Here is a 19,116-nt window from a genome sequence, read left to right on the forward strand (position 1 = left end):
ACCTGCACGACAGCCAGGCGACGGACCTGAGGCCCGAGTAGTTGGTGGAGTCATTGGGGAGGCGGTGCCCTGACCGCGCCCCGTCGCCTCGCCCCGTCGGAAAATCACGGGCGCAGCCTGTGTACACGCGGGACCATGAGGCATGCGCCCGGATGACTGGCACCTCATCGATGACGTCGACAGCTTCCTAGCCCGCGCAGGAGACTTCCTGCACTCGCGCCCGGCCCTGCACACCATCCCCCTGACAGTGACCGAGGCGCTACGCACGCGCGGAGCGCACGCATACGGCGCCGAAGCCCCCGCCTTCGGCATGCTGGAGAGGGCGGGTGGGATCTGCGCGACCTTCTTCCGGACCCCGCCCCACCGCTTGAATCTCACCCCTCTCACTCCAGAGGAGGCCGACACCCTCGCCACCCATCTGGCCGGCCTTGGCCGCACCCTCCCTGGAGTCGGTGCAGACCACGAAACCGCCACCGCCTTCGCCGAGGCTTGGCAGCGGCACACCGGCGCGACACCGACGCTCCACGAGCAGCAGCGCCTGTACCGCCTCGGCACGCTGACCCCGCCAGAGCCGCATCCGGAGGGCCGGGGCCGAATCGCTGGCGAACAGGACCGCGAGCAACTCACCTGCTGGTACCAAGAGTTCGTCGCGGACATCGGAGGAACTGCCTCCGCAGACGCCAGCTCTTGGGCCGACACGCGCATCGCTCACGGACGAGTCACGTTCTGGGAGACCCCGGACGGCACCCCCGTCTCCATGGCAGGCATGACCCCGATGGTCGCAGGCCAGATCAGAGTGACCCCCGTCTACACCCCGGCCCACTTACGAGGCCGCGGCTACGCGGGCGCCGCGACGGCCGAGGTCAGCAGGGCGGCACTGGCGGCAGGCGCGGCGGAGGTACTGCTGTTCGCCGACCTGGCCAACCCCACCAGCAACGGCCTGTACCAGCGGATCGGGTACCGCCCCGTGACGGACTTCGCGGTGTACAACTTTTAGGCACGGTCCGGGCGGTCAGCGGCAGCTTGATCTGTTTGCCGATGAGTGACGCGTAACTCAACAACGACGGCACGACGTACGCCCTGTACGACGCGCTGCTGCGCCCGCGCCAGACGCAGACCCCGGCGCCGGGCGGTGGCCGTGTCATCGCCGAAACCAAGTACGACAGCCGGGGGACGGCGGTCGAGGCGGACGCCGACTACACGGACACGAGTTCGCCCTCCGGCACCTTGGCGAACATCACGTCGGCGGTCCCGGCGCAGGCCCTGACCACCTATGACGGCGCGGGCCGCGCCACCGCGGAGGGCTTCTACGCGCTGGGCACCAAGCGCTGGACGACCTCGACGGCGTACGGCGGCGACCGCGTCACGGTCACCCCGCCCAAGGGCGGAATCGCGACGACGACGCTGACCGACACGCTCGGCCGCACGGTCGAGACCCGGCAGTACGACAACGGCACACCGTCGGGCCCGTACACCTCGATCAAGTACACCTACGACCGGAAGGGCCAGCTCAAGGAGGTCGTCGACGACGCGGGCAACACCTGGTCGTACGGCTATGACCCGATGGGCCGCAGGACCAGTACGACCGACCCCGACACGGGGACGACGAACACGGCGTACAACGAGCTGGACCAGGTCGCCTCCACCACGACCGCGCTCGGCACCTCCGACGAGAAGACGCTCAGCCACTCCTACGACATCCTCGGCCGCAAGAGCGACCTGTACGACGGCACGACCAAGGACGCGGCGCACGAACTGGCCAAGTGGACCTTCGACTCGGTGGCCAAGGGCCAGCCGACGTCGGCGATCCGGTACGTCGGCGGCAGTTCGGGCTCGGCGTACGTCACCCAGGTCGGCGCCTACGACTCGCTGTACCGGCCGACGCTGACCCGAGTGGTCAGCCCGTCGGTCACGGGCGAAGAGGCGCTGGCGGGCACGTACTCGTCGACGACCGGCTACAACCTCGACGGCACCGTCCAGGTCACCTCCGACCCGGCCGTCGGGGGCCTGCCCGCCGAGTCGCTGGAGTACGGCTACAACGACCTGAGCATGCCGACCACGCTGAGCGGCGCCACCGGCTATGTGCAGAACACGAGTTACTCGAAACTCGGCCAGATCAACCAGCTCACGCTGGGGGTTTCCTCCTCGGACACCGCCAAGTGGCTCCAGATCATGAACACTTACGAGGACGGCAGCCGCCGCCTCCAGCGCGAACTGGTCACGGACGACGCCCAGAGCGCGCCCGTGCAGGACACGTCGTACACCTACGACGACGCGGGCAACCCGACGAAGGTCGCCACACACGCCGACGGCATGGACGACGTGCAGTGCTACCGCTACGACGGCCATGACCGGCTGAGCGAGGCGTGGACCGGGACGGACGGCTGCTCGGCCGACCCGTCGACGGCGGTCCTCGGCGGCCCGGCGCCGTACTGGCAGAGTTTCTACTACGACGACCTGGGCAACCGCGGTACTCAGACCAACCACGCGACGGCGGCGGGTGGTTCGGACGCCACGACATCGTTCGTCTACCCACCCAAGGGCACGGCGCAGGCGCACACGCTGACGTCGTCGAGCACCGTCGTGGGTTCCACGACGACCACGGACTCGTACACCTACGAGGGTTCGGGCCAGACCCACACCCGCACCCTCAACGGCAAGACCCAGACACTGGACTGGGATTCCGAAGGCCATCTGGCCAAGGTGACCAACGCGGACGGGGCGTCGGCCTCCTACCTGTACGACGCGGACGGCGACCGGCTGCTCTCGCGCGACGACTCGGGTACGACGCTGTACCTGGGCGACACCGAGGTGCACCTGGCCAAGGGAGCGACCACCACCACGGGCGCGCGCTACTACGAGTGGGGCGGCCAGACCATCGCGGTGCGCACGAGCTCGGGCGCCCTCCAGTGGCAGGTCACCGACGCGCACGACACCGCCGAGACCGCGGTGGACGCGACGACGCAGACGGTCACGCGGCGGCGGCTCGACCCGTTCGGCAACACCCGTGGCGCACAGCCGACTTCGAGTACGTGGCTCGGTGACAAGGGCTTCGTCAGCGGGGTGCAGGACGCCGTCACGGGCCTGACCCACCTGGGGGCGCGGGAGTACGACTCGACGATCGGCCGCTTCGTCTCGGACGACCCGGTCCTGGAGCTCACCGACGCCCAACAGATCGACGGGTACACGTACGCGGCGGACAACCCGATCACGGGCAGCGACCCGACGGGCCTGGACGACTAGTACAACGACCCGACGATGAACACGTGCGCCGTCGACTGCGGCAGCACACCCGCCCCGGCGACGACCACCACGACGACGACCACGTCCTCGCACAGCGGTGGCGGAGGCGGCGGTTCCTCCCACCACAGCTGTGGCTGGTCCCTGTCCTGCTACGCCAAGAAGGCGTACCACGTCGTGGAACGGCACCCGGTGATGGCGGCCGTGGTCGCCACGGCGGTGGTGGTCGGCGCGGTCGCCTGCGTGGCGGCGACGGCGGGCGCGTGCGGCGCCGTGCTCGTGGCGGGAGCCGAGGGCTTCACCGCGGGTGCCGAGATGGGCGGCCTCGGGGCGGCGGTGACGGGGGCGGCTGCCGGGGTCATAGGCGAAGGCGGCGCAGTCGTCGCCGGCGCCGTGGGGATCGCGGGAGCGGGGGTGGCGGCCGTTTCCAAGGGCGCGAAAACCGCTGCCACATCCGAAGCCGCTCATGAAACGGGCGCCGCGTCCGCGAGCGCCGACGCCGCTGAGATGTCCGCTGCGCCGCTGCCGACAATTACACCCCTGGTGGCGGCGCCGTCAGCCACACACATACGTCGACATCCATCGGATCGGACTCGGCGACCATGAGCGTACGAGAGCACGCCAAGAACGCGGTCCATCATGACGTGATCGTGCATGGATCGACACGCGGAGTGCTCGGGGTGGACGGGCAGGACACGAATCCCCTCCAGATCGTCGAGGCAGTCAGAGGAAATCCGCATTACGAGGGTGGATGTGTGAGACTCCTTGTCTGTCATTCCGGTGTATCCGGTGTGGGGCAGGATGTCGCCAATGGTCTGGGCGTGCCGGTCTGGGCTCCCACCACCAAGGTCGTCGTCATGCCGAGTCTCGGGTCGCAGGAACCGTTCCTGGAGCCTGGGGGGCCTGGCGGATGTTCCTTCCCATGGCGGGAGGTGCACACTAGTCATGCTGAGAGTCGGGTTTGTACACGAGTTCTTCGAGGTCCCGGTCGACCTTCCGGGGATCCATGAAGTCGCGTGCTCGGACTCCAGGGAATGGCAGGGGATCGCGGCCTTCGTCGGCGCGTACCTCGCCGACTCCCCGGTGGTTGCCGAATTCACCGAGACCGAACAATGCCTGCTGGGCTGTGGCGAGAATCTCGTAGGCTGCTCGTCATTGTTCACCGATGGGTCTTGGGTCTGGCGCCGCGACCTCGGGCATTACGTGGGACGCCACGGCGTGATGCTGCCGTCGGAATTCGTCGAGCGGATGCGAGGGTTCGGCTGGAAGCCGCCTCTGGATGTCGTCGACGGGTCGTTGGCGCGCCTGGCATTGCAGACCGCCTGGCAGGTCGCTTGATGTGTTCATCGGTATGACGGGTCGGAACACGGATATCAGCCGCCACGGGAATTCGTCGGCGAGGTACTGAGGATGGGGACAGGGAAGTGACCGGCTCACCGCGGAACGTCGTTCCGCCGGCACCCAGACCATGCCGGACTTGTTGCTGTGCTGGACATGGGTCCGGCGCCGCACACCCGCGCGGGACATCGCCGACTTCGACGACGGGCAGCCGCTGCGGGTCGTCGGGTTCACGCAGAGCATCGGCGGGGCGGTCAAGGTCTCGGTCGGCAAGGGCAAGCAGGTAGCACGGCTGAGGCAGGGCTACCTTCGGCTCGCCGCGGGTGAGCCGCCGCACTGGAAGGACGCGCGTGGAGACCGGAGCGCGACCCTTCAGGCGCCGTTCCGGCTGAAGTCGGCGGGCGGGAAGGTCCGGCTGGCGCCGAAGTTCGAGCGGTACGAACTCGTCACGGACGCGGGGACGTACGACCTCGCGGTGCCGAAGAAGGACGCGGAACTGGTGCGGCACGCGTTCGGCGGCGGGGCGGGGCCTCGGTGAGCGCCGGGTGAGTCCCGCGCGGGCCAGGGTGGTGGGGGCGAGGCACCGGCGTGGCTCGCGCGGCCGACCGAGGGTGTCCGCGACCGCCGGGCTGGTCGAGCGGGTCACTTGAGCCCGGTGATGGCCGTGCCCGTGATGATGCCGCGCACGATCGACCATGCTCGGGGCACGTGCCCACCTCGCCTCAGTCGCTTCGACTCACCCCAGCGGACCCGGCTCTGCCGTTAACGTGATGCGTTCCGCACGCCGGTCGCGCCTTCCTGTTCCGGATGACACAGGGTGTCACGGTGGAACTGGTCGCATGTGCTCTGACCAGGCAGAACAACACCGGGCGGCAGGCGGGCCGCGCATCACCCTCACCTTCCCCGGCCCCCCCCGGGCGCCCGCACCTGACGGGTGGCATCGGACAGCTCGCGGCGGTTCATACCTCCGATGTCCGAGCGGTGTCGGACGGCTTCGAGCGCGGAAAGGGCACCCGGAGGGGCGTACCTCGGCGCAGTCATCGGAACTGTCACGCCTGCAAGGGGATTGGCGTGGCCCCTGTGGTCGCAATACAGTCCAGGCGTCCTCCTCCCCCCACCTCAGGATGACCCCCTTGCGACGACACGCGCGCTCCATCAAACGTGAGGCGGTCCTCGCGGCCGCCGCGCTGGCCATCGGTACGTTCGCCCTCATGCCCATGCCCTGGGCGTCCGCCGCCGGCAAGCCCCCCGCCTCGCCGGCCGCCACACCTGTCGCCGACGGCTGGAACGGCAGCTGGTCGGTGTCGCCGCAGAGTGGCGGCCCCTCGTACGCCAACCAGACACTCCGGCAGATTGTGCACACCAGCATCGGCGGCACCTCGGCCCAGGTACGGATCTCCAACGTCTTCGGCACCGCGCCGCTGACCGTGCAGAACGTGCACGTGGCGCAGCGCAGCTCGGGCTCGTCGGTGAACACCGGCACCGACAAGGCGGTGACCTTCGGTGGCCAGACCTCGGTGACCATCGCCGCGGGCCAGTCGGCGGTCAGCGACTCCACCGCGTTCACGGTGGCGGCGCTGTCCGACGTGGCTGTCAGCTTCTATCTGCCCAACTCCACCGGTTCGGCGACGTACCACCAGCAGGGCAACCAGACCAATTACGTGGCCAACGGCAATGTCAGCGCCAGCGCCACCCTCAGCGGAGCTGTCACCAACGGCAGTTACTCCTTCCTCACCAACCTGGACGTGCAGAACACTGCCGCCACAGGCTCGCTGGTCACCCTCGGCGCGTCCCTCACCGACGGCGTCGCCTCCGCCTCGGACGACAACCGGCGCTGGCCCAACGACCTGGCGGTCCGCCTGCAGAACAGCGGTCGTACGGTCGGAGTCCTCAACCAGGGCATCAGTGGCAACAGGCTGCTCGTCGACGGTGCCGGGCAGAGCGCGCTGAACCGCTTCGACCGGGACGTTGTCGGCCAGTCCGGAGTGCGCTGGGTGATTTTCTCGGACGACCCGATCAACGACCTGGGCAGCACGAACCCGCCACCGACCTCGGCTCAACTCATCACCGGAATCCAGCAGTTGATCTCCAGGGCGCACTCGGCGGGCCTGCTGTTCCTGTGCTCGACCCTCACTCCCTACCAGGGCGCGAGCTACTGGACGCAGACCGGCGAGACCGCACGTGAGGCGGTCAACGCGTTCATCCGCGGCTCGGGCAGCGGCTGTGACGGCGTGGTGGACCAGGACACCGCCACCCACGACCCGGCCAACCCCACCTACCTCCTGCCCGCGTACGACAGCGGTGACCACCTGCACCCCAACGAGGCGGGCCTACAGGCCATCGCGGACGCGGTGAACCTCAGCCTCTTCGACTCCACGAGCACGCCGCCCGCGAGTTCCACCGTCATGCTGCGCGCGCACGCCAACGGCAAGTAAGCGGCCGCGGACAACGCGGGCGCCGACCTGCTGATCGCCAATCGGGACACCGTGGGTCGGGCGCGTCCAGGCGTGCGGCCTCCCACGAGATCCTCACACCCTCACCCCGGCCGGGGAATCCACCGCGAACTCGTGGTCAGCCCTAGGGTGATGTGCTCTCAGGGAAGCATCCTTGGAGGAACTCACTGGCGGATGGCTTGTATGAATGCCCGAAGCTGCTGCACCGCGTCGCTGATGATGTCATGGGTCGAACTCGGCGTCAGTTTTCTCGATCCGCGTCCGCGATCTGTTCAGCCGTTGAGGATGCCCGGCAGGGTCAGCGATGCCAGGAGGGTCGTGCCCGCCAGCATCCAGGCCACGTAGTCGCCGACGTGACCGGACTGTAGGCGTCGTAGGGGAGCCGTCCATGACCGCTCACGGAGCAGCTTCGGGCGGGTCACGGCGAGGGTGGCAAGGCCGAGGGCCAGCAGCGTCGAGGTGAGGCCGAGGAGTGTCCCGGCGGGGGTCCAGTGCGGCGTGGGGGCGGCCCCGCCGGATACCGCGTGTCCGACCTCGGTGGCGAAGCCGGGTACCGCTCCCACGGCGAGGGACGCGACGAGGAGCACGGCGGGGACCGCGGTCATCGTGTCCGGCACCCGGTTCAGCCGGTGCCGGGTCTCCGGTTCCTCCCCCGTGCCGGTGGTCTCGTACGAGGAATCGTCGCCGGTCTGGGGTCCGAGTCCGAAGAACACCCGTGCGGCGACCCGGAGCACCGCGCCCGCGGTCACCGCCGACACGGCGACGAACAGCGCGGTCATCGGGCCGCTGAGTGTCTCCTCGATCACGGCTTTCCCGAGCCCGATGCCGAGGGGCGGCAGGCCGGCGAGGCTCAGTGCGCCGACGACGTAGAGCACGGCGACTCCGCGCAGCTTGTGGGCGCGCCCGTGCAGGGTGTGTTCGTCCACCGAGCCGTACCGGTCGAGGAGGACGCCGGTGCAGGCGAACAGGGCGGCCTTCACGCCGGCGTGGCCCAGGATGTACAGCGCGACCCCGTCGTCGGCCTCGGGGCTGAGGCTGCCGATCCCGATGAGGAAGAGTCCCATGTGGGCGACGGTGGAGTAGGCCAGCAGCCGTTTGATGTGCCGCTGGTGCCAGCACATGACCGCGCCGACCACGGCGGTCAGCACACCGAGGACGACGAGGCCACGCTCCAGGTCGGACGCCGGGATGCCGCCCGGGCCGGAGAAGACGGTCCGGTAGACCCGCCAGACGCCGTAGGCGCCGAGTTCGACCATCACCCCGGACAGCAGCATGCATACGGGTGTGGGCGCGACCGCGTGTGCGTCGGGTAGCCAGAAGTGGAACGGTACGGCCGCGGCCTTCACCAGCAGGCCGGTCAGGACCAGTACAAAGGCCGCGAGGGTGAGGGCGTCGGGACCGCCGTGCTGGTCGAGACCCTGGCCGATCTTCACCATGGCGAGTTCGCCGGTACGCGCGTACAGCAGGCCGATGCCCATCAACATGGCGTACGCGCCAAGGGAGTTGAGGATCCCGAAGGACAACGCGCCCTGTACGGCCTTTGCTTCCTCGACGCGATGACCGGTCAGTGCGTACGCCACCACGCTCATCAACTCGAAGAACACGAAGGCGTCGAACAGGTCCCCCGCGATCGAGAAACCGCACATGCCGCCCTGGAAGAGCAGCATCAGGGCGGGGAAGGAGCCCGCGTGGCGACGGGGTGGTTCGTCGAAGTAGTGCCAGGAGTACGCCAGCGCCGCCACCGTCAGCAGCGAGGCGAGCGTGGCCATGCCCAGCCCGGCTCCGTCCCCGACGAGAACGATCCCGACGCTCTCGCCGCCTTCGGGAGTCCAGCCGCCCACCCATTCGGTCATGGGCGGCGAGGAGTTGAGGAGCAGCAGGATCGCGAGTCCTGCCGTGCCCCCGGCGAAGACACAGCCCACCGTCTCGGCGGCGACGCGGGACAGATGGCGCCCGCCGGCGACGAGGAGAGTGGCTCCGAGTAGAGGGGCGGTGACGAGTACCGGCAGGAGGTGGTGCATCAGCCGCGCAGCTCCGAGAGTTCGTCGGGGTCGACCGTGCCGTGGAGTTTGGCGATCTGTAGGACGAGGGCGAGCAGCACGGCGGTCACCGTGGCGCCCACGACCACGTCGGTGAGGGCGAGAGCTTGGACCACCGGGTCGACCACAGGGCGGGAGCCGGGCTTCAGGTCGGAGAAGACGGGTGCGGTGCCGCCGTCGCGGTAGCCGACGGCCAGCAACAGGACGTAGGTGGCGGACTGGCAGACCGCCAGGCAGCCCACGGCGTGGATGAGGTTCCGGCTGGTCACCAGCCCGTAGCAGCCGACGAGGAACACCCAGGCGGCGACGAGGTACGGCAGCACCGACATCAGTTCCCGTCTCCCTTCTCGATCTCCACGGCCTGATCCAGGAAACGGGCGAGCAGTACGACGACCGCGCAGGTGACCTCCATGCCGATGGCCGCGTTCAGCAGCGGGACGGTGCCGCCCGAGGACAGGGTGTTGAAGGTGCCGTACGGGAGGAAGTTGGAGAGGAAGGCGGTGCCGGCGACGAGTCCGGAGAGGCCCAGTACGAGGTAGGCGGAGGCCGCCAGGGCGTCGACGACCTGGTAGGAGCCGACCGGTCGGATGCGCTCCAGGGCGCGGTAGTCGGCGCCCAGGTAGAGCAGGTGCAGGGCGGTCGCCACGACGACGCCGCCCTGGAAGCCGCCGCCCGGGCTGAGCTGGCCGTGCGCGATCACGTACAGGCCGGTGAGGACGGCGACGGGGAGGACGAGGAGCGCGTACCGGCGTACGGGGAGCGCGACCTCCTCGGGTTCGGGCGCGGCGCGGTGTTCGTCGCGGGTCTGGCGCAGCAGGACGACGGTGCCGAGGACGGACGCGAAGAGGATGCTCATCTCGCCGAGGGTGTCGAAGGCGCGCTGGTCGAAGTTGACGGAGGCGATCGTGTTCGCGGTGTGCCGGGCGAGGGAGGCACGTACCACCCGGTCCCCGTACGGGTGTCGGTCCCCGCCGAAGCCCGGCAGATCGAAGCAGGCGGCGACCAGCAGCGCCGCGAGGCCCGTACCGCCGATAGCCATGACGATCAGCCGCACCTGCCGGGTCATCGCTGCGTTTCCTTCCGCCGTTTCGGCCGTCGGACCTTGCGTACGGACAGCATCAGCAGCAGGGGAGTGAGAGCGGAGCCCACGGCCAGCTGGGAGAGTGCCACGTCGGGGGCCTGGAGCACGGTGAACAGAACGGCCAGGACCGTTCCGAGGACGGCCAGGACGAGCGCCTGCCGCGAGGGGTCGCGGGTAGCCACGGCGGCGGTCGCGGACGCGGCGACCAGCAGCAGCGCCACGACGATCAGCGGATCATTCACGTCGGCTCCCCGCGAAGCCGCCGGACAGGGCACGGGACGCGGTGAGGTTCCCGCCGATCAACAGGGCGCCGACGACCAGGAGTTTCACCAGCGCACGGCCCGGCCCCGTGGCTACGCACACGGCGACCACGACGGCGGCACCGAATGCCGCGACCGTGTACGTGAGTCCCCATGCCTGCGGGGGATCCTTCGCCAGGTCCTCCGCGAGCAGCCGCGCGAAGACGAGGGTGCCGACGGGGCCCAGCAGGGCCAGGAGCAGGGCGACATCGACGTACGACGGACGGTCGTAGCCCTGGGACAGGAGGAGCAGGGTGGGACAGGCCAGCGATGTGGACAGGTTCTGGGCCACGACCCGGCGCCGCAGCGGGCCCGTGGCGACGCCCCAGACCGTGGCCCCGACTCCCGCGGCGAGCGCGGCCGTCGCGGCGACGGTCCAGCCGTTCACCACTGGCTCACCGCCCGACGCGCACCCCACGCGGCGAACGCGCCGACCAGCGCGGCGGACGCGCCCACCACGAGTTCCAGTGTGTCCACCGCGCTGATGAAGACCAGCCACAACAGGGCGAGGACGGCCCACCATGCCAGGACCTCGCCCGCGCCGAAGAGTGCCTTACGCCGGTTCACATGGCACCTCCGCCGAGACCAACTCACCGCATTTGACTGGTTATTTCGGTTTCGTCATCCAAGCATCGCTGCTCCTCCACCGGGTGGCGGCGCGCGATGACCTGGCATCCGAAGTGCCCTGAGAGGGCGAAAGGAAACCGGTCACGGAGATGGCGAGTGGCACGCAGGGGGTCTCAGGTCGCGCTCCGCATCACCTGATCACGCAGTCGGTCGCAGCAGAGGCTGATCGGACGGGAGGCGCGCCTCTGTGAGATGTCGAGCTGCTTGGCGGTGCTGCTGCTCTGCGTCATGTCGCCGAAGAACCTGAGGCGGGCCGGCGTCGAGAAGCTGGGGAGAGCCGTGTGCGATCGACGGGGCAGGGATTCGGGGCGAGGGTGCGGGACTCCCTGTCGGGACGGGCTCGGTCGGGGCGGCGGCCGGTGCCGGTCGGGCGGTGTCCTGCTCCGCGAGCAGCAGTTCCTCGTATCTCCCCAGTGCGAGCAGCAGGCCGAGCATCAGGGGCGGGATGAGCATGGCGAGCACTGCCATGGCATGTCCTTCTCCGGAAAGGTGCACGGTGGCGGAATGCGGGTGTCCTCGGACTGAGGGGACAAACCTCTGTGTCGGCGTCCCGTCCTCGGGTACGCGATAGCCATGCCTGAAGATCCGGGCAAAGCGTCGCGGGCCGTTGTCGCCGCTGCTGACGGTGACGGCCCGGTGACCTGGGGTGCTCAGGCGGATGTGGTGCGGGAGATGTGGATGTGGTGCGGGAGATCGAGATCGCCGCGCCGTCCGGCCTTCGCCCGACTCGCACGCTCGAACGCTCCAACGCCGGGGAGAACCGTGTGACCTCGCTCCACACCTGCACGGGACCGGCCGAACAGATCCTCTACTGGGAGGCGAAGGCATGAGTGGCCAACGCAGCCGGGTCGCCGGGATCGCCGTCCCGCGTTCGGGATCCGACGTCGGCGACGCGACGACCCACCACCTCCTGTACGGGCTCCTTCCCGGCTGGTTCACGCCGGGCCCGGCCGACGGGGTGACGCACCGGCGCACCCGGATCGAGCAGCACATCCACCGCTTTCTCGGATCCCTGCCCCTCGCGCGCTCACCTCCCTGATGTGCCCGCACAGAGATCAGGCCGAGTGCCTTCTGAACGGCGGACGTTCGGACCCGAGCGGCCGGCGGATCGTGCCGCGCCGACGACCACCCTCGCGCGGACATCTCGCGGGCATCGCCGCCGGGATCGGCGCCGGATCGGCGTGTGCGTGCTGCTGCCGTACGGGGAGGAGCTGCCGCGCTGCCGCCGGGCGGCCGGGACAGGTGGAAAACCGGCCCAGGACCAGACCACATGGCAAACCGCACAAGGAGATCGATCACCATGCGCATCGCATTCCTGATGGCGCCCGAAGGCGTCGAGCAGATCGAACTGACCGAGCCGTGGCAGGCGGCCACCGAACAGGGCCACGAGCCGGTCCTCGTGTCGACGGAGCCGGGGCAGATCCAGGCGTTCGACCATCTGGACAAGGCAGACGTGTTTCCCGTGCAGCTGGTGGTGCGCGAGGCGCCGGCCGAGACGTTCGACGGCCTTGTCCTCCCGGGCGGGGTCGCCAATCCCGACCTGCTGCGCACCGACGAGGACGCCGTGTCGTTCGTACGTGCCTTCTTCGACCTGGGCCGTCCGGTCGCCGCGATCTGCCACGCTCCGTGGACGCTGGTCGAGGCGGACGTGGTCTCGGGCCGCACGCTGACCTCGTGGCCGAGTCTGCGCACGGACATCCGCAACGCGGGCGGGACCTGGGTCGACGAACAGGTACGTATCTGCGGCCACGGTCCCAACACACTGGTCACCAGTCGCAGGCCAGACGACCTGAAGGCGTTCTGCGAAGCCTTCCTCATCGAGTTCGCCAAGGCCAGGAAGCCGGCGTGATGACTCGTGCAACCCCTCCGATCCCCGACCTGACGTTAGCCCCCGCGATCACCGGGAACCCGTCCCACGGCATCCGAGCGGCGTCGGGGCGTCCGTAGAGGGGAGTCGATGGTGGTCGAGGCACAAGGACCGGAGACGGTGCTGGACACGCGTGCCCTGGAGAAGGCGCTCCGCGCGCGGGCCGACGCCGAGGTGCGGTTCGACGCGGGCAGCCGGGGCGCCTATGCGACGGACGGCTCGAACTACCGGCAGGTGCCGATCGGGGTAGTGGTCCCGCGCACGATCGAGGCCGGCGCCGACGCGGTGGCGGTGTGCGCCGAATTCGGGGCGCCGGTGCTCTCCCGAGGGGGCGGGACGAGCCTGGGCGGCCAGTGCACCAACACCGCCGTGGTCATCGACTGGACGAAATACTGCAACAAGGTGCTGTCGATCGACGCCGCCCAGCGCACGTGCGTGGTGGAACCGGGCATCGTGCTGGACGAACTCAACCGCCAACTGTCCGACCACGGGCTCCAGTTCGGACCCAAACCGTCCACCCACAGCCACTGCTCCCTGGGCGGCATGATCGGCAACAACTCGTGCGGCGGATCAGCCCAGGCGTACGGCAAGACCGTGGACAACGTCCGGCGCCTGGAGATCCTGACCTACGACGGCACCAGGTGCTGGGTCGGTTCCACCTCCGACGACGAGTACGACGAGATCCTCGCCGACGGCGGGCGGCGGGCCGAGATCCATCAGGGGCTGCGGCAGATCATCGACCGCACCATGGCAGACGTACGGCGCGGGTTCCCCCGTATCCCGCGGAGGGTCTCCGGATACAACCTGGACTCGCTGCTGCCCGAGAACGGATTCGACGTCGCCCGGGCGCTCGTGGGCAGCGAGGGCACCCTCGTGACCGTGCTGCGCGCCGAACTGGACGTGGTGCCGCTCCCGCCGCACGAAGCCCTCCTCGTCCTCGGCTACGACGACATCTGCACCGCCGCCGACGACGTGCCACGGCTGCTGAAACACAGCAGCCCGACGCAACTGGAGGCCCTCGACGGGCGGATGGCCCAACTGATGCGCGAGGAAGGCGCCTATCTCGACTCGCTGCACGAGCTCCCGGAAGGCGAGAGCTGGCTCCTGGTCCAGTTCACCGGGGAAAGCCAGGACGAAGTCGACGAGCAGGGCCACCAGTTGATCCGGGCGCTCGGACGCGGCGAAGACGACCCGACGGTGGCGTTCTCCGAGGACCCGGCGCGCGAACGCCAGATGCTCAAGGCCCGCGAGGCCGGCCTCGGGGTCACCGCACGGCCGCCCGACGGCCGGGAGACCTGGGAGGGCTGGGAGGACTCGGCCGTTGCGCCCGAGGTGCTCGGCGACTATCTGCGCGACCTGAAGAGGCTCTTCGCCGCCTTCGGCTACGAACACCCCTCCCTGTACGGGCACTTCGGACAGGGCTGCGTACACACCCGTATCCCCTTCGAACTCACCACCGCCCAAGGCGTCGCGAACTTCCGGGAGTTCCTCTTCCGGGCCGCGGACCTGGTGGCCTCCTACGGAGGTTCGCTCTCCGGTGAGCACGGCGACGGGCAGGCACGCGGCGAGCTGCTGCCCCGGATGTTCGGGGAGGACGTGGTGGCCGCCTTCGGGCAGGTGAAAGCCCTGTTCGACCCGGACAACCGGATGAATCCCGGCAAGGTCGTCGACCCGTACCGCGTGGACGAGAACTTGCGCCTGGGACCCCTGTGGCGCCCGCACAGCCACGACACGCACTTCAGCTATCCGGACGACGACCACTCCTTCGACCGGGCGGTGCTGCGCTGCGTCGGTATCGGCAACTGCCGTACGCACGAGGGTGGCGTGATGTGTCCCTCCTACCGGGCGACCGGCGAGGAGGAACACTCCACCCGCGGGCGGGCCCGCCTGCTGTTCGAGATGCTCGACGGGCACACGGACTCCGCCATCACCGACGGCTGGCGCTCCACCGAGGTCCGCGACGCCCTGGACCTCTGCCTCGCCTGCAAGGGCTGCAAGTCCGACTGCCCCGTCGGCGTGGACATGGCGACTTACAAGGCCGAGTTCCTCTCCCACCACTACGAGGGACGGCTGCGCCCGGCGGCGCACTACTCCATGGGCTGGCTGCCGGTGTGGGCGCGGCTGTCCCGGCCGGTACCACGACTGGTCAACGCCGCGCTCGCCGCTCCAGGCATCGCCGGCCTGGGCAAGCGCCTGGCCGGCGTGGCCGCGGAGCGCGATGCGCCCGTCTTCGCCGAGGAGTCCTTCATTGAGTGGTGGCAGGCGCGGAGCAGCGCGGAACCCGATCCGGCGGACCCGCGCACCGTCCTGCTGTGGCCGGACACCTTCAGTACCTACTTCCACCCCAACGTCGCCAAGTCCGCGGTCCGGGTCCTGGAGTCCGCCGGATTCAATGTCGCCGTGCCGACCCGGGCCGTGTGCTGCGGTCTCACCTGGATCTCTACCGGCCAACTCACCACAGCCGAACGAGTGTTGCGCCGTACGCTCGACGTGCTGCGGCCCTGGCTGGAGGCCGGCACGCCCGTCGTGGGCCTCGAACCGTCCTGTACGGCCGTCTTCCGCGCCGACGCCCCCGAGTTGATGCCCGACGACCAGGACGTCCAACGACTGGCCGGGCAGTTTCGGACTTTCGCCGAGCAACTCCTCCACCACGTCCCGGAAGGCTGGCAGCCCCCGTCGCTCACCAGGTCGGCGACCGTGCAGACCCACTGCCACCAGCACGCGGTGACGAAGGACGACGCCGACCGCGAACTGATGCGGCGCGCCGGGATCGACGCCCGTGTTCTGGACGCCGGCTGCTGCGGCCTGGCCGGCAACTTCGGCTTCGAACGGGGCCATTACGGCCTGTCCATGGCGGTGGCGGAGCAAGGGGTGCTGCCCGCCGTGCGGGAGACCGCCCCCGGTGCGCTGGTCCTCGCGGACGGTTTCAGCTGCCGTACCCAGATCGAACAGGGCGGCGTCGGCCGACGCGCGCTGCACCTGGCCGAGGCCCTGGTACTCGCCATGGACGAACAGCACCTGCCCGCCGACCACCCCGAGAAGCTCGCGGACCGGCCCGAGGGTTCCGCCCGTGACGGTCGCCTGCTGGCCGCCGGCGCAGCAGCCGCTCTCCTCGGAGCGGTGGCGGCCGGGGCCTATCGGCTCCGCAATCGACAATCCGCGCGATGAAAGGAATCCCCGTGTCCATCAAGGTGTCCGACTACGTTCTCCAGCGGCTCCGCGAATGGGACGTCGACCACGTCTTCGCCTACGCCGGCGACGGCATCAACGGCCTCCTCGCCGCCTGGGGACGATCCGACAACAAGCCGAAGTTCGTCCAGTCGCGGCACGAGGAGATGTCCGCGTTCGAGGCCGTCGGATACGCGAAGTTCTCCGGCAAGGTCGGCGTCTGCGCCGCGACTTCGGGCCCCGGAGCGATCCACCTCCTCAACGGTCTCTACGACGCGAAGCTCGACCATGTTCCGGTCGTCGCGATCGTCGGACAGACCAACCGCAGTGCCATGGGCGGCTCCTATCAGCAGGAAGTCGACCTGCTGAGCCTGTACAAGGACGTCGCCTCCGAGTACTGCGAGATGGTGACCGTCCCTGAACAGCTGCCCAACGTCATCGACCGCGCCATGCGCACCGCGTACGCCAAGCGCACGGTGACCGCGGTCATCATCCCCGCCGACGTGCAGGAACTGGACTACTCGGCACCCACCCACGCCTTCAAGATGGTGCCGTCCAGCCTCGGCCTGACACACTCCGCGCCGGTCCCGGCCGAGGTGGACCTCGCGCGCGCCGTCGAGGTGCTGGACGCGGGCGAGAAGGTCGCGATCCTGATCGGGCAGGGCGCGCGCGGTGCACGGGCCGAGGTGGAGGAGATCGCCGACGCGCTCGGCGCCGGGGTGGCCAAGGCCCTGCTGGGCAAGGACGCCCTGTCGGACGATCTGCCGTACGTGACCGGTTCGATCGGCCTGCTCGGCACCCGTCCCTCCTACGAGCTGATGCAGGACTGCGACACCCTGCTCGTCATCGGCTCAAGCTTCCCGTACACGCAGTTTCTGCCGGAGTTCGGCCAGGCCCGCGCCGTGCAGATCGACATCGACCCCTTCATGGTCGGGCTGCGTTACCCCTTCGAGGTCAACCTCGTCGGTGACGCGCAGGAGACGCTCAGGGCCCTGCTGCCGCAGCTGAAGCGGAAGAAGCACGGCAAGTGGCGCGAGAAGATCGAGAAGGACACGGCTCGCTGGTGGGAGGTCATGGAGCGCCGTGCGGCCGTCGACGCGGACCCGATCAACCCGGAGTACGTCGTACACAGCCTGGACGCTCTCCTGCCGGACGACGTGATCCTGGCCGCTGACTCCGGCTCCGCGGCCAACTGGTATGCACGGCACCTGCGTATGCGCGGAAACATGCGCGGCTCGCTCTCCGGCACGCTCGCCACCATGGGTCCCGGCGTGCCGTACGTCATCGGCGCCAAGTTCGCCCACCCCGACCGGCCGGCTCTCGCGATCGTCGGCGACGGAGCCATGCAGATGAACGGCATGGCCGAACTCATCACCGCCGCGAAGTACTGGCCCGAGTGGCAGGACCCGCGGCTGATCATCGCCGTCCTCAACAACCAGGACCTCAACCAGGTCACCTGGGAGATGCGCGCCATGTCCGGCGCGCCGCAGTTCCTGCCCTCCCAGGCGCTCCCGGACGTGCCGTACGCCGACTTCGCCCGCTCGATCGGCCTCGGCGGGGTGCGGGTGGAGAAGCCGGGAGAGGTGGAGGACGCGTGGCAGCGGGCGCTCGGCGCCGACCGGCCGTTCGTCATCGACTTCCGGACCGACCCCGCCGTACCGCCGATCCCGCCGCACGCCAGTCTCGACCAGATCGAGGCCGCGGCCTCCGCCGTCGCCAAGGGCGACAGCGACCGGGTCGGCATGATCCGGCAGGGACTGAAGGCAAAGGTGCAGGAAATGCTCCCCGGGGGCAAGCAGCGCCAGGACAGGCCCGGTACCGAGGAGAGCCGGGAGAACTGATGGCCCCGCGCACCGCACGGGGAAGTGAACCGCTCGTCGAGGGGATCGAGACCGCCGTGTACACGGTTCCCACCGACGCACCTGAGGGCGACGGCACGCTGGCCTGGGACTCGACCGCCATGATCGTGGTCCAGGTCCGCGGGGGCGGCGCCACAGGACTCGGGTACACCTACGGCGCGGCGGCGACCGCCCATGTCGTCGAGCAGCAACTTGCCGATGTCGTGACCGGCCGGTGCGCCTGGGACGTCCCCGCCGCCAACGAGGCGATGAACAGGGCGGTCCGCAACGCCGGCCGGCCCGGACTGGTCGCCGGCGCCGTCTCGGCCGTCGACATCGCCCTGTGGGACCTGAAGGCCCGCCTGCTCGACCTGCCCCTGACACGGCTGTTGGGCGCGAGCCGCACCCAGGTGCCCGTGTACGGCAGCGGCGGCTTCACGACGTACGACGAGCACCAGCTGGATCGTCAACTGCGGTGGTGGGCCGAAGAACAGGACATTCCCCGGGTGAAGATCAAGATCGGGGAGTCCTGGGGCCGGGCCGAGCAGCGAGATCGCGAACGGATCACCCAGGCCCGCCGGAGCATCGGCGACGCGTCGCACCTCTACGTCGACGCCAACGGCGCATACACCCTCAAACAGGCGATCCGGATGGCCCGACACCTCGACACGCACGGTGTGACGTGGTTCGAGGAGCCCGTCTCCTCGGACGACTTGGCGGGGCTGGCACAGATCCGGGCAGCCGTCGCACCAGAGGTGACCGCCGGAGAGTACGGCTACACCCTCGCCTACTTCGGGCACATGCTCGGCGCCCGAGCGGTGGACTGTCTCCAGGCCGACGCCACCCGCTGCGGCGGAATCACCGTCTGGCTGCGCGCGGCAGCCCTCGCGGAAGCCGCCGGACTGGAACTCTCCGGCCACTGCGCCCCGCACGTTCACGCGCACGCGGCGGCCGCGATCCCCAACCTGCGCCATCTGGAGTGGTTCCACGATCACGTGCGCATCGAGGACCTCTTCTTCGATGGAACCCTCGCCCCGCAGGGCGGCAGCATCCGCCCGGGTGCCGACGGCGAACCCGGCCACGGTTTGACCCTCCGCGCCGAACAGGCGGAGAAGTACCGAACCGGATAGGCAGGAACAGCAACGGAACCAGGATGACCACGCCGG

Annotated in this window: 18 protein-coding genes; 12 read left to right on the plus strand and 6 right to left on the minus strand. The window is 69.5% G+C overall.

Annotation, left to right across the window (positions count from 1 at the left end):
• Nucleotides 1-142 precede the first annotated feature (142 nt).
• The 6 genes from ACIPC1_RS16395 to ACIPC1_RS16420 all read left to right on the plus strand — a co-directional run bounded on the left by ACIPC1_RS16395 (nt 143) and on the right by ACIPC1_RS16420 (nt 7,013).
• Nucleotides 143-997, plus strand: coding sequence for a GNAT family N-acetyltransferase (locus tag ACIPC1_RS16395; RefSeq protein WP_402517379.1), 855 nt, complete (start codon nt 143-145; stop codon nt 995-997).
• Nucleotides 998-1,227: 230 nt separating this feature from the next.
• Nucleotides 1,228-3,243: an RHS repeat-associated core domain-containing protein gene (locus ACIPC1_RS16400; protein WP_402517381.1), complete on the plus strand. Its 2,016-nt coding sequence runs from the start codon at nt 1,228-1,230 to the stop codon at nt 3,241-3,243.
• Nucleotides 3,244-3,258: 15 nt separating this feature from the next.
• Nucleotides 3,259-3,846 (plus strand): hypothetical protein, encoded by a 588-nt coding sequence (locus ACIPC1_RS16405; RefSeq protein ID WP_402517382.1) that lies wholly within the window; start codon nt 3,259-3,261, stop codon nt 3,844-3,846.
• Nucleotides 3,847-4,185: 339 nt separating this feature from the next.
• Nucleotides 4,186-4,578, plus strand: coding sequence for a hypothetical protein (locus ACIPC1_RS16410; protein ID WP_402517384.1), 393 nt, complete (start codon nt 4,186-4,188; stop codon nt 4,576-4,578).
• Nucleotides 4,579-4,708: 130 nt separating this feature from the next.
• Nucleotides 4,709-5,116, plus strand: coding sequence for a hypothetical protein (locus ACIPC1_RS16415; protein ID WP_402517386.1), 408 nt, complete (start codon nt 4,709-4,711; stop codon nt 5,114-5,116).
• 595 nt (nt 5,117-5,711) lie between these two features.
• Entirely contained in the window at nt 5,712-7,013 is a 1,302-nt protein-coding gene (locus ACIPC1_RS16420; RefSeq protein ID WP_402517388.1) for an SGNH/GDSL hydrolase family protein, read from the plus strand.
• Between the two features lie 290 nt (nt 7,014-7,303).
• On the opposite strand, the gene ACIPC1_RS16425 is transcribed toward ACIPC1_RS16420, so the two are convergent.
• The 6 genes from ACIPC1_RS16425 to ACIPC1_RS16450 are packed head-to-tail and all read right to left on the minus strand — an operon-like array spanning nt 7,304 to nt 11,017.
• Nucleotides 7,304-9,052 (minus strand): complex I subunit 5 family protein, encoded by a 1,749-nt coding sequence (locus tag ACIPC1_RS16425; protein WP_402517390.1) that lies wholly within the window; start codon nt 9,050-9,052, stop codon nt 7,304-7,306.
• On the minus strand, nt 9,052-9,399 hold the full coding sequence (locus ACIPC1_RS16430) for a sodium:proton antiporter (protein WP_402517392.1): 348 nt from the start codon (nt 9,397-9,399) through the stop codon (nt 9,052-9,054). Before ACIPC1_RS16430 ends, ACIPC1_RS16425 begins: the two co-directional genes overlap by 1 nt.
• Complete coding sequence (locus ACIPC1_RS16435; RefSeq protein ID WP_402517395.1) at nt 9,399-10,136, minus strand: MnhB domain-containing protein; 738 nt, start codon at nt 10,134-10,136, stop codon at nt 9,399-9,401. Before ACIPC1_RS16435 ends, ACIPC1_RS16430 begins: the two co-directional genes overlap by 1 nt.
• Complete coding sequence (locus tag ACIPC1_RS16440; RefSeq protein ID WP_402517396.1) at nt 10,133-10,393, minus strand: Na(+)/H(+) antiporter subunit B; 261 nt, start codon at nt 10,391-10,393, stop codon at nt 10,133-10,135. Before ACIPC1_RS16440 ends, ACIPC1_RS16435 begins: the two co-directional genes overlap by 4 nt.
• Nucleotides 10,386-10,838 (minus strand): MrpF/PhaF family protein, encoded by a 453-nt coding sequence (locus ACIPC1_RS16445; RefSeq protein ID WP_402517397.1) that lies wholly within the window; start codon nt 10,836-10,838, stop codon nt 10,386-10,388. The genes ACIPC1_RS16440 and ACIPC1_RS16445 overlap by 8 nt, the downstream gene beginning before the upstream one ends.
• Nucleotides 10,835-11,017 carry a hypothetical protein gene (locus ACIPC1_RS16450; protein WP_402517400.1) on the minus strand — a complete coding sequence of 61 codons (183 nt, stop codon included), beginning with the start codon at nt 11,015-11,017 and terminating at the stop codon, nt 10,835-10,837. Before ACIPC1_RS16450 ends, ACIPC1_RS16445 begins: the two co-directional genes overlap by 4 nt.
• Before the next feature lie 740 nt (nt 11,018-11,757).
• On the opposite strand from ACIPC1_RS16450, the gene ACIPC1_RS16455 reads away from it, so the two are divergent.
• The 6 genes from ACIPC1_RS16455 (at nt 11,758) to ACIPC1_RS16480 (ending at nt 19,080) form a co-directional block, all read left to right on the plus strand.
• Nucleotides 11,758-11,907: a hypothetical protein gene (locus ACIPC1_RS16455; protein ID WP_402517403.1), complete on the plus strand. Its 150-nt coding sequence runs from the start codon at nt 11,758-11,760 to the stop codon at nt 11,905-11,907.
• Complete coding sequence (locus ACIPC1_RS16460) at nt 11,904-12,116, plus strand: hypothetical protein (RefSeq protein ID WP_402517405.1); 213 nt, start codon at nt 11,904-11,906, stop codon at nt 12,114-12,116. The genes ACIPC1_RS16455 and ACIPC1_RS16460 overlap by 4 nt, the downstream gene beginning before the upstream one ends.
• 261 nt (nt 12,117-12,377) lie before the next feature.
• Nucleotides 12,378-12,926: a type 1 glutamine amidotransferase domain-containing protein gene (locus ACIPC1_RS16465; protein ID WP_402517407.1), complete on the plus strand. Its 549-nt coding sequence runs from the start codon at nt 12,378-12,380 to the stop codon at nt 12,924-12,926.
• Between the two features lie 108 nt (nt 12,927-13,034).
• Nucleotides 13,035-16,112 carry an FAD-binding and (Fe-S)-binding domain-containing protein gene (locus ACIPC1_RS16470; protein WP_402517409.1) on the plus strand — a complete coding sequence of 1,026 codons (3,078 nt, stop codon included), beginning with the start codon at nt 13,035-13,037 and terminating at the stop codon, nt 16,110-16,112.
• Nucleotides 16,109-17,953, plus strand: coding sequence for a thiamine pyrophosphate-requiring protein (locus tag ACIPC1_RS16475; RefSeq protein ID WP_402517411.1), 1,845 nt, complete (start codon nt 16,109-16,111; stop codon nt 17,951-17,953). The genes ACIPC1_RS16470 and ACIPC1_RS16475 overlap by 4 nt, the downstream gene beginning before the upstream one ends.
• The gene (locus tag ACIPC1_RS16480; RefSeq protein WP_402517414.1) at nt 17,953-19,080 is read left to right on the plus strand and encodes an enolase C-terminal domain-like protein; all 1,128 of its coding nucleotides are present in this window, start codon (nt 17,953-17,955) and stop codon (nt 19,078-19,080) included. Before ACIPC1_RS16475 ends, ACIPC1_RS16480 begins: the two co-directional genes overlap by 1 nt.
• Nucleotides 19,081-19,116: the final 36 nt, after the last annotated feature.

Source organism: Streptomyces sp. NPDC087263, assembly GCF_044744645.1.
Classification (GTDB): Bacteria; Actinomycetota; Actinomycetes; order Streptomycetales; family Streptomycetaceae; genus Streptomyces.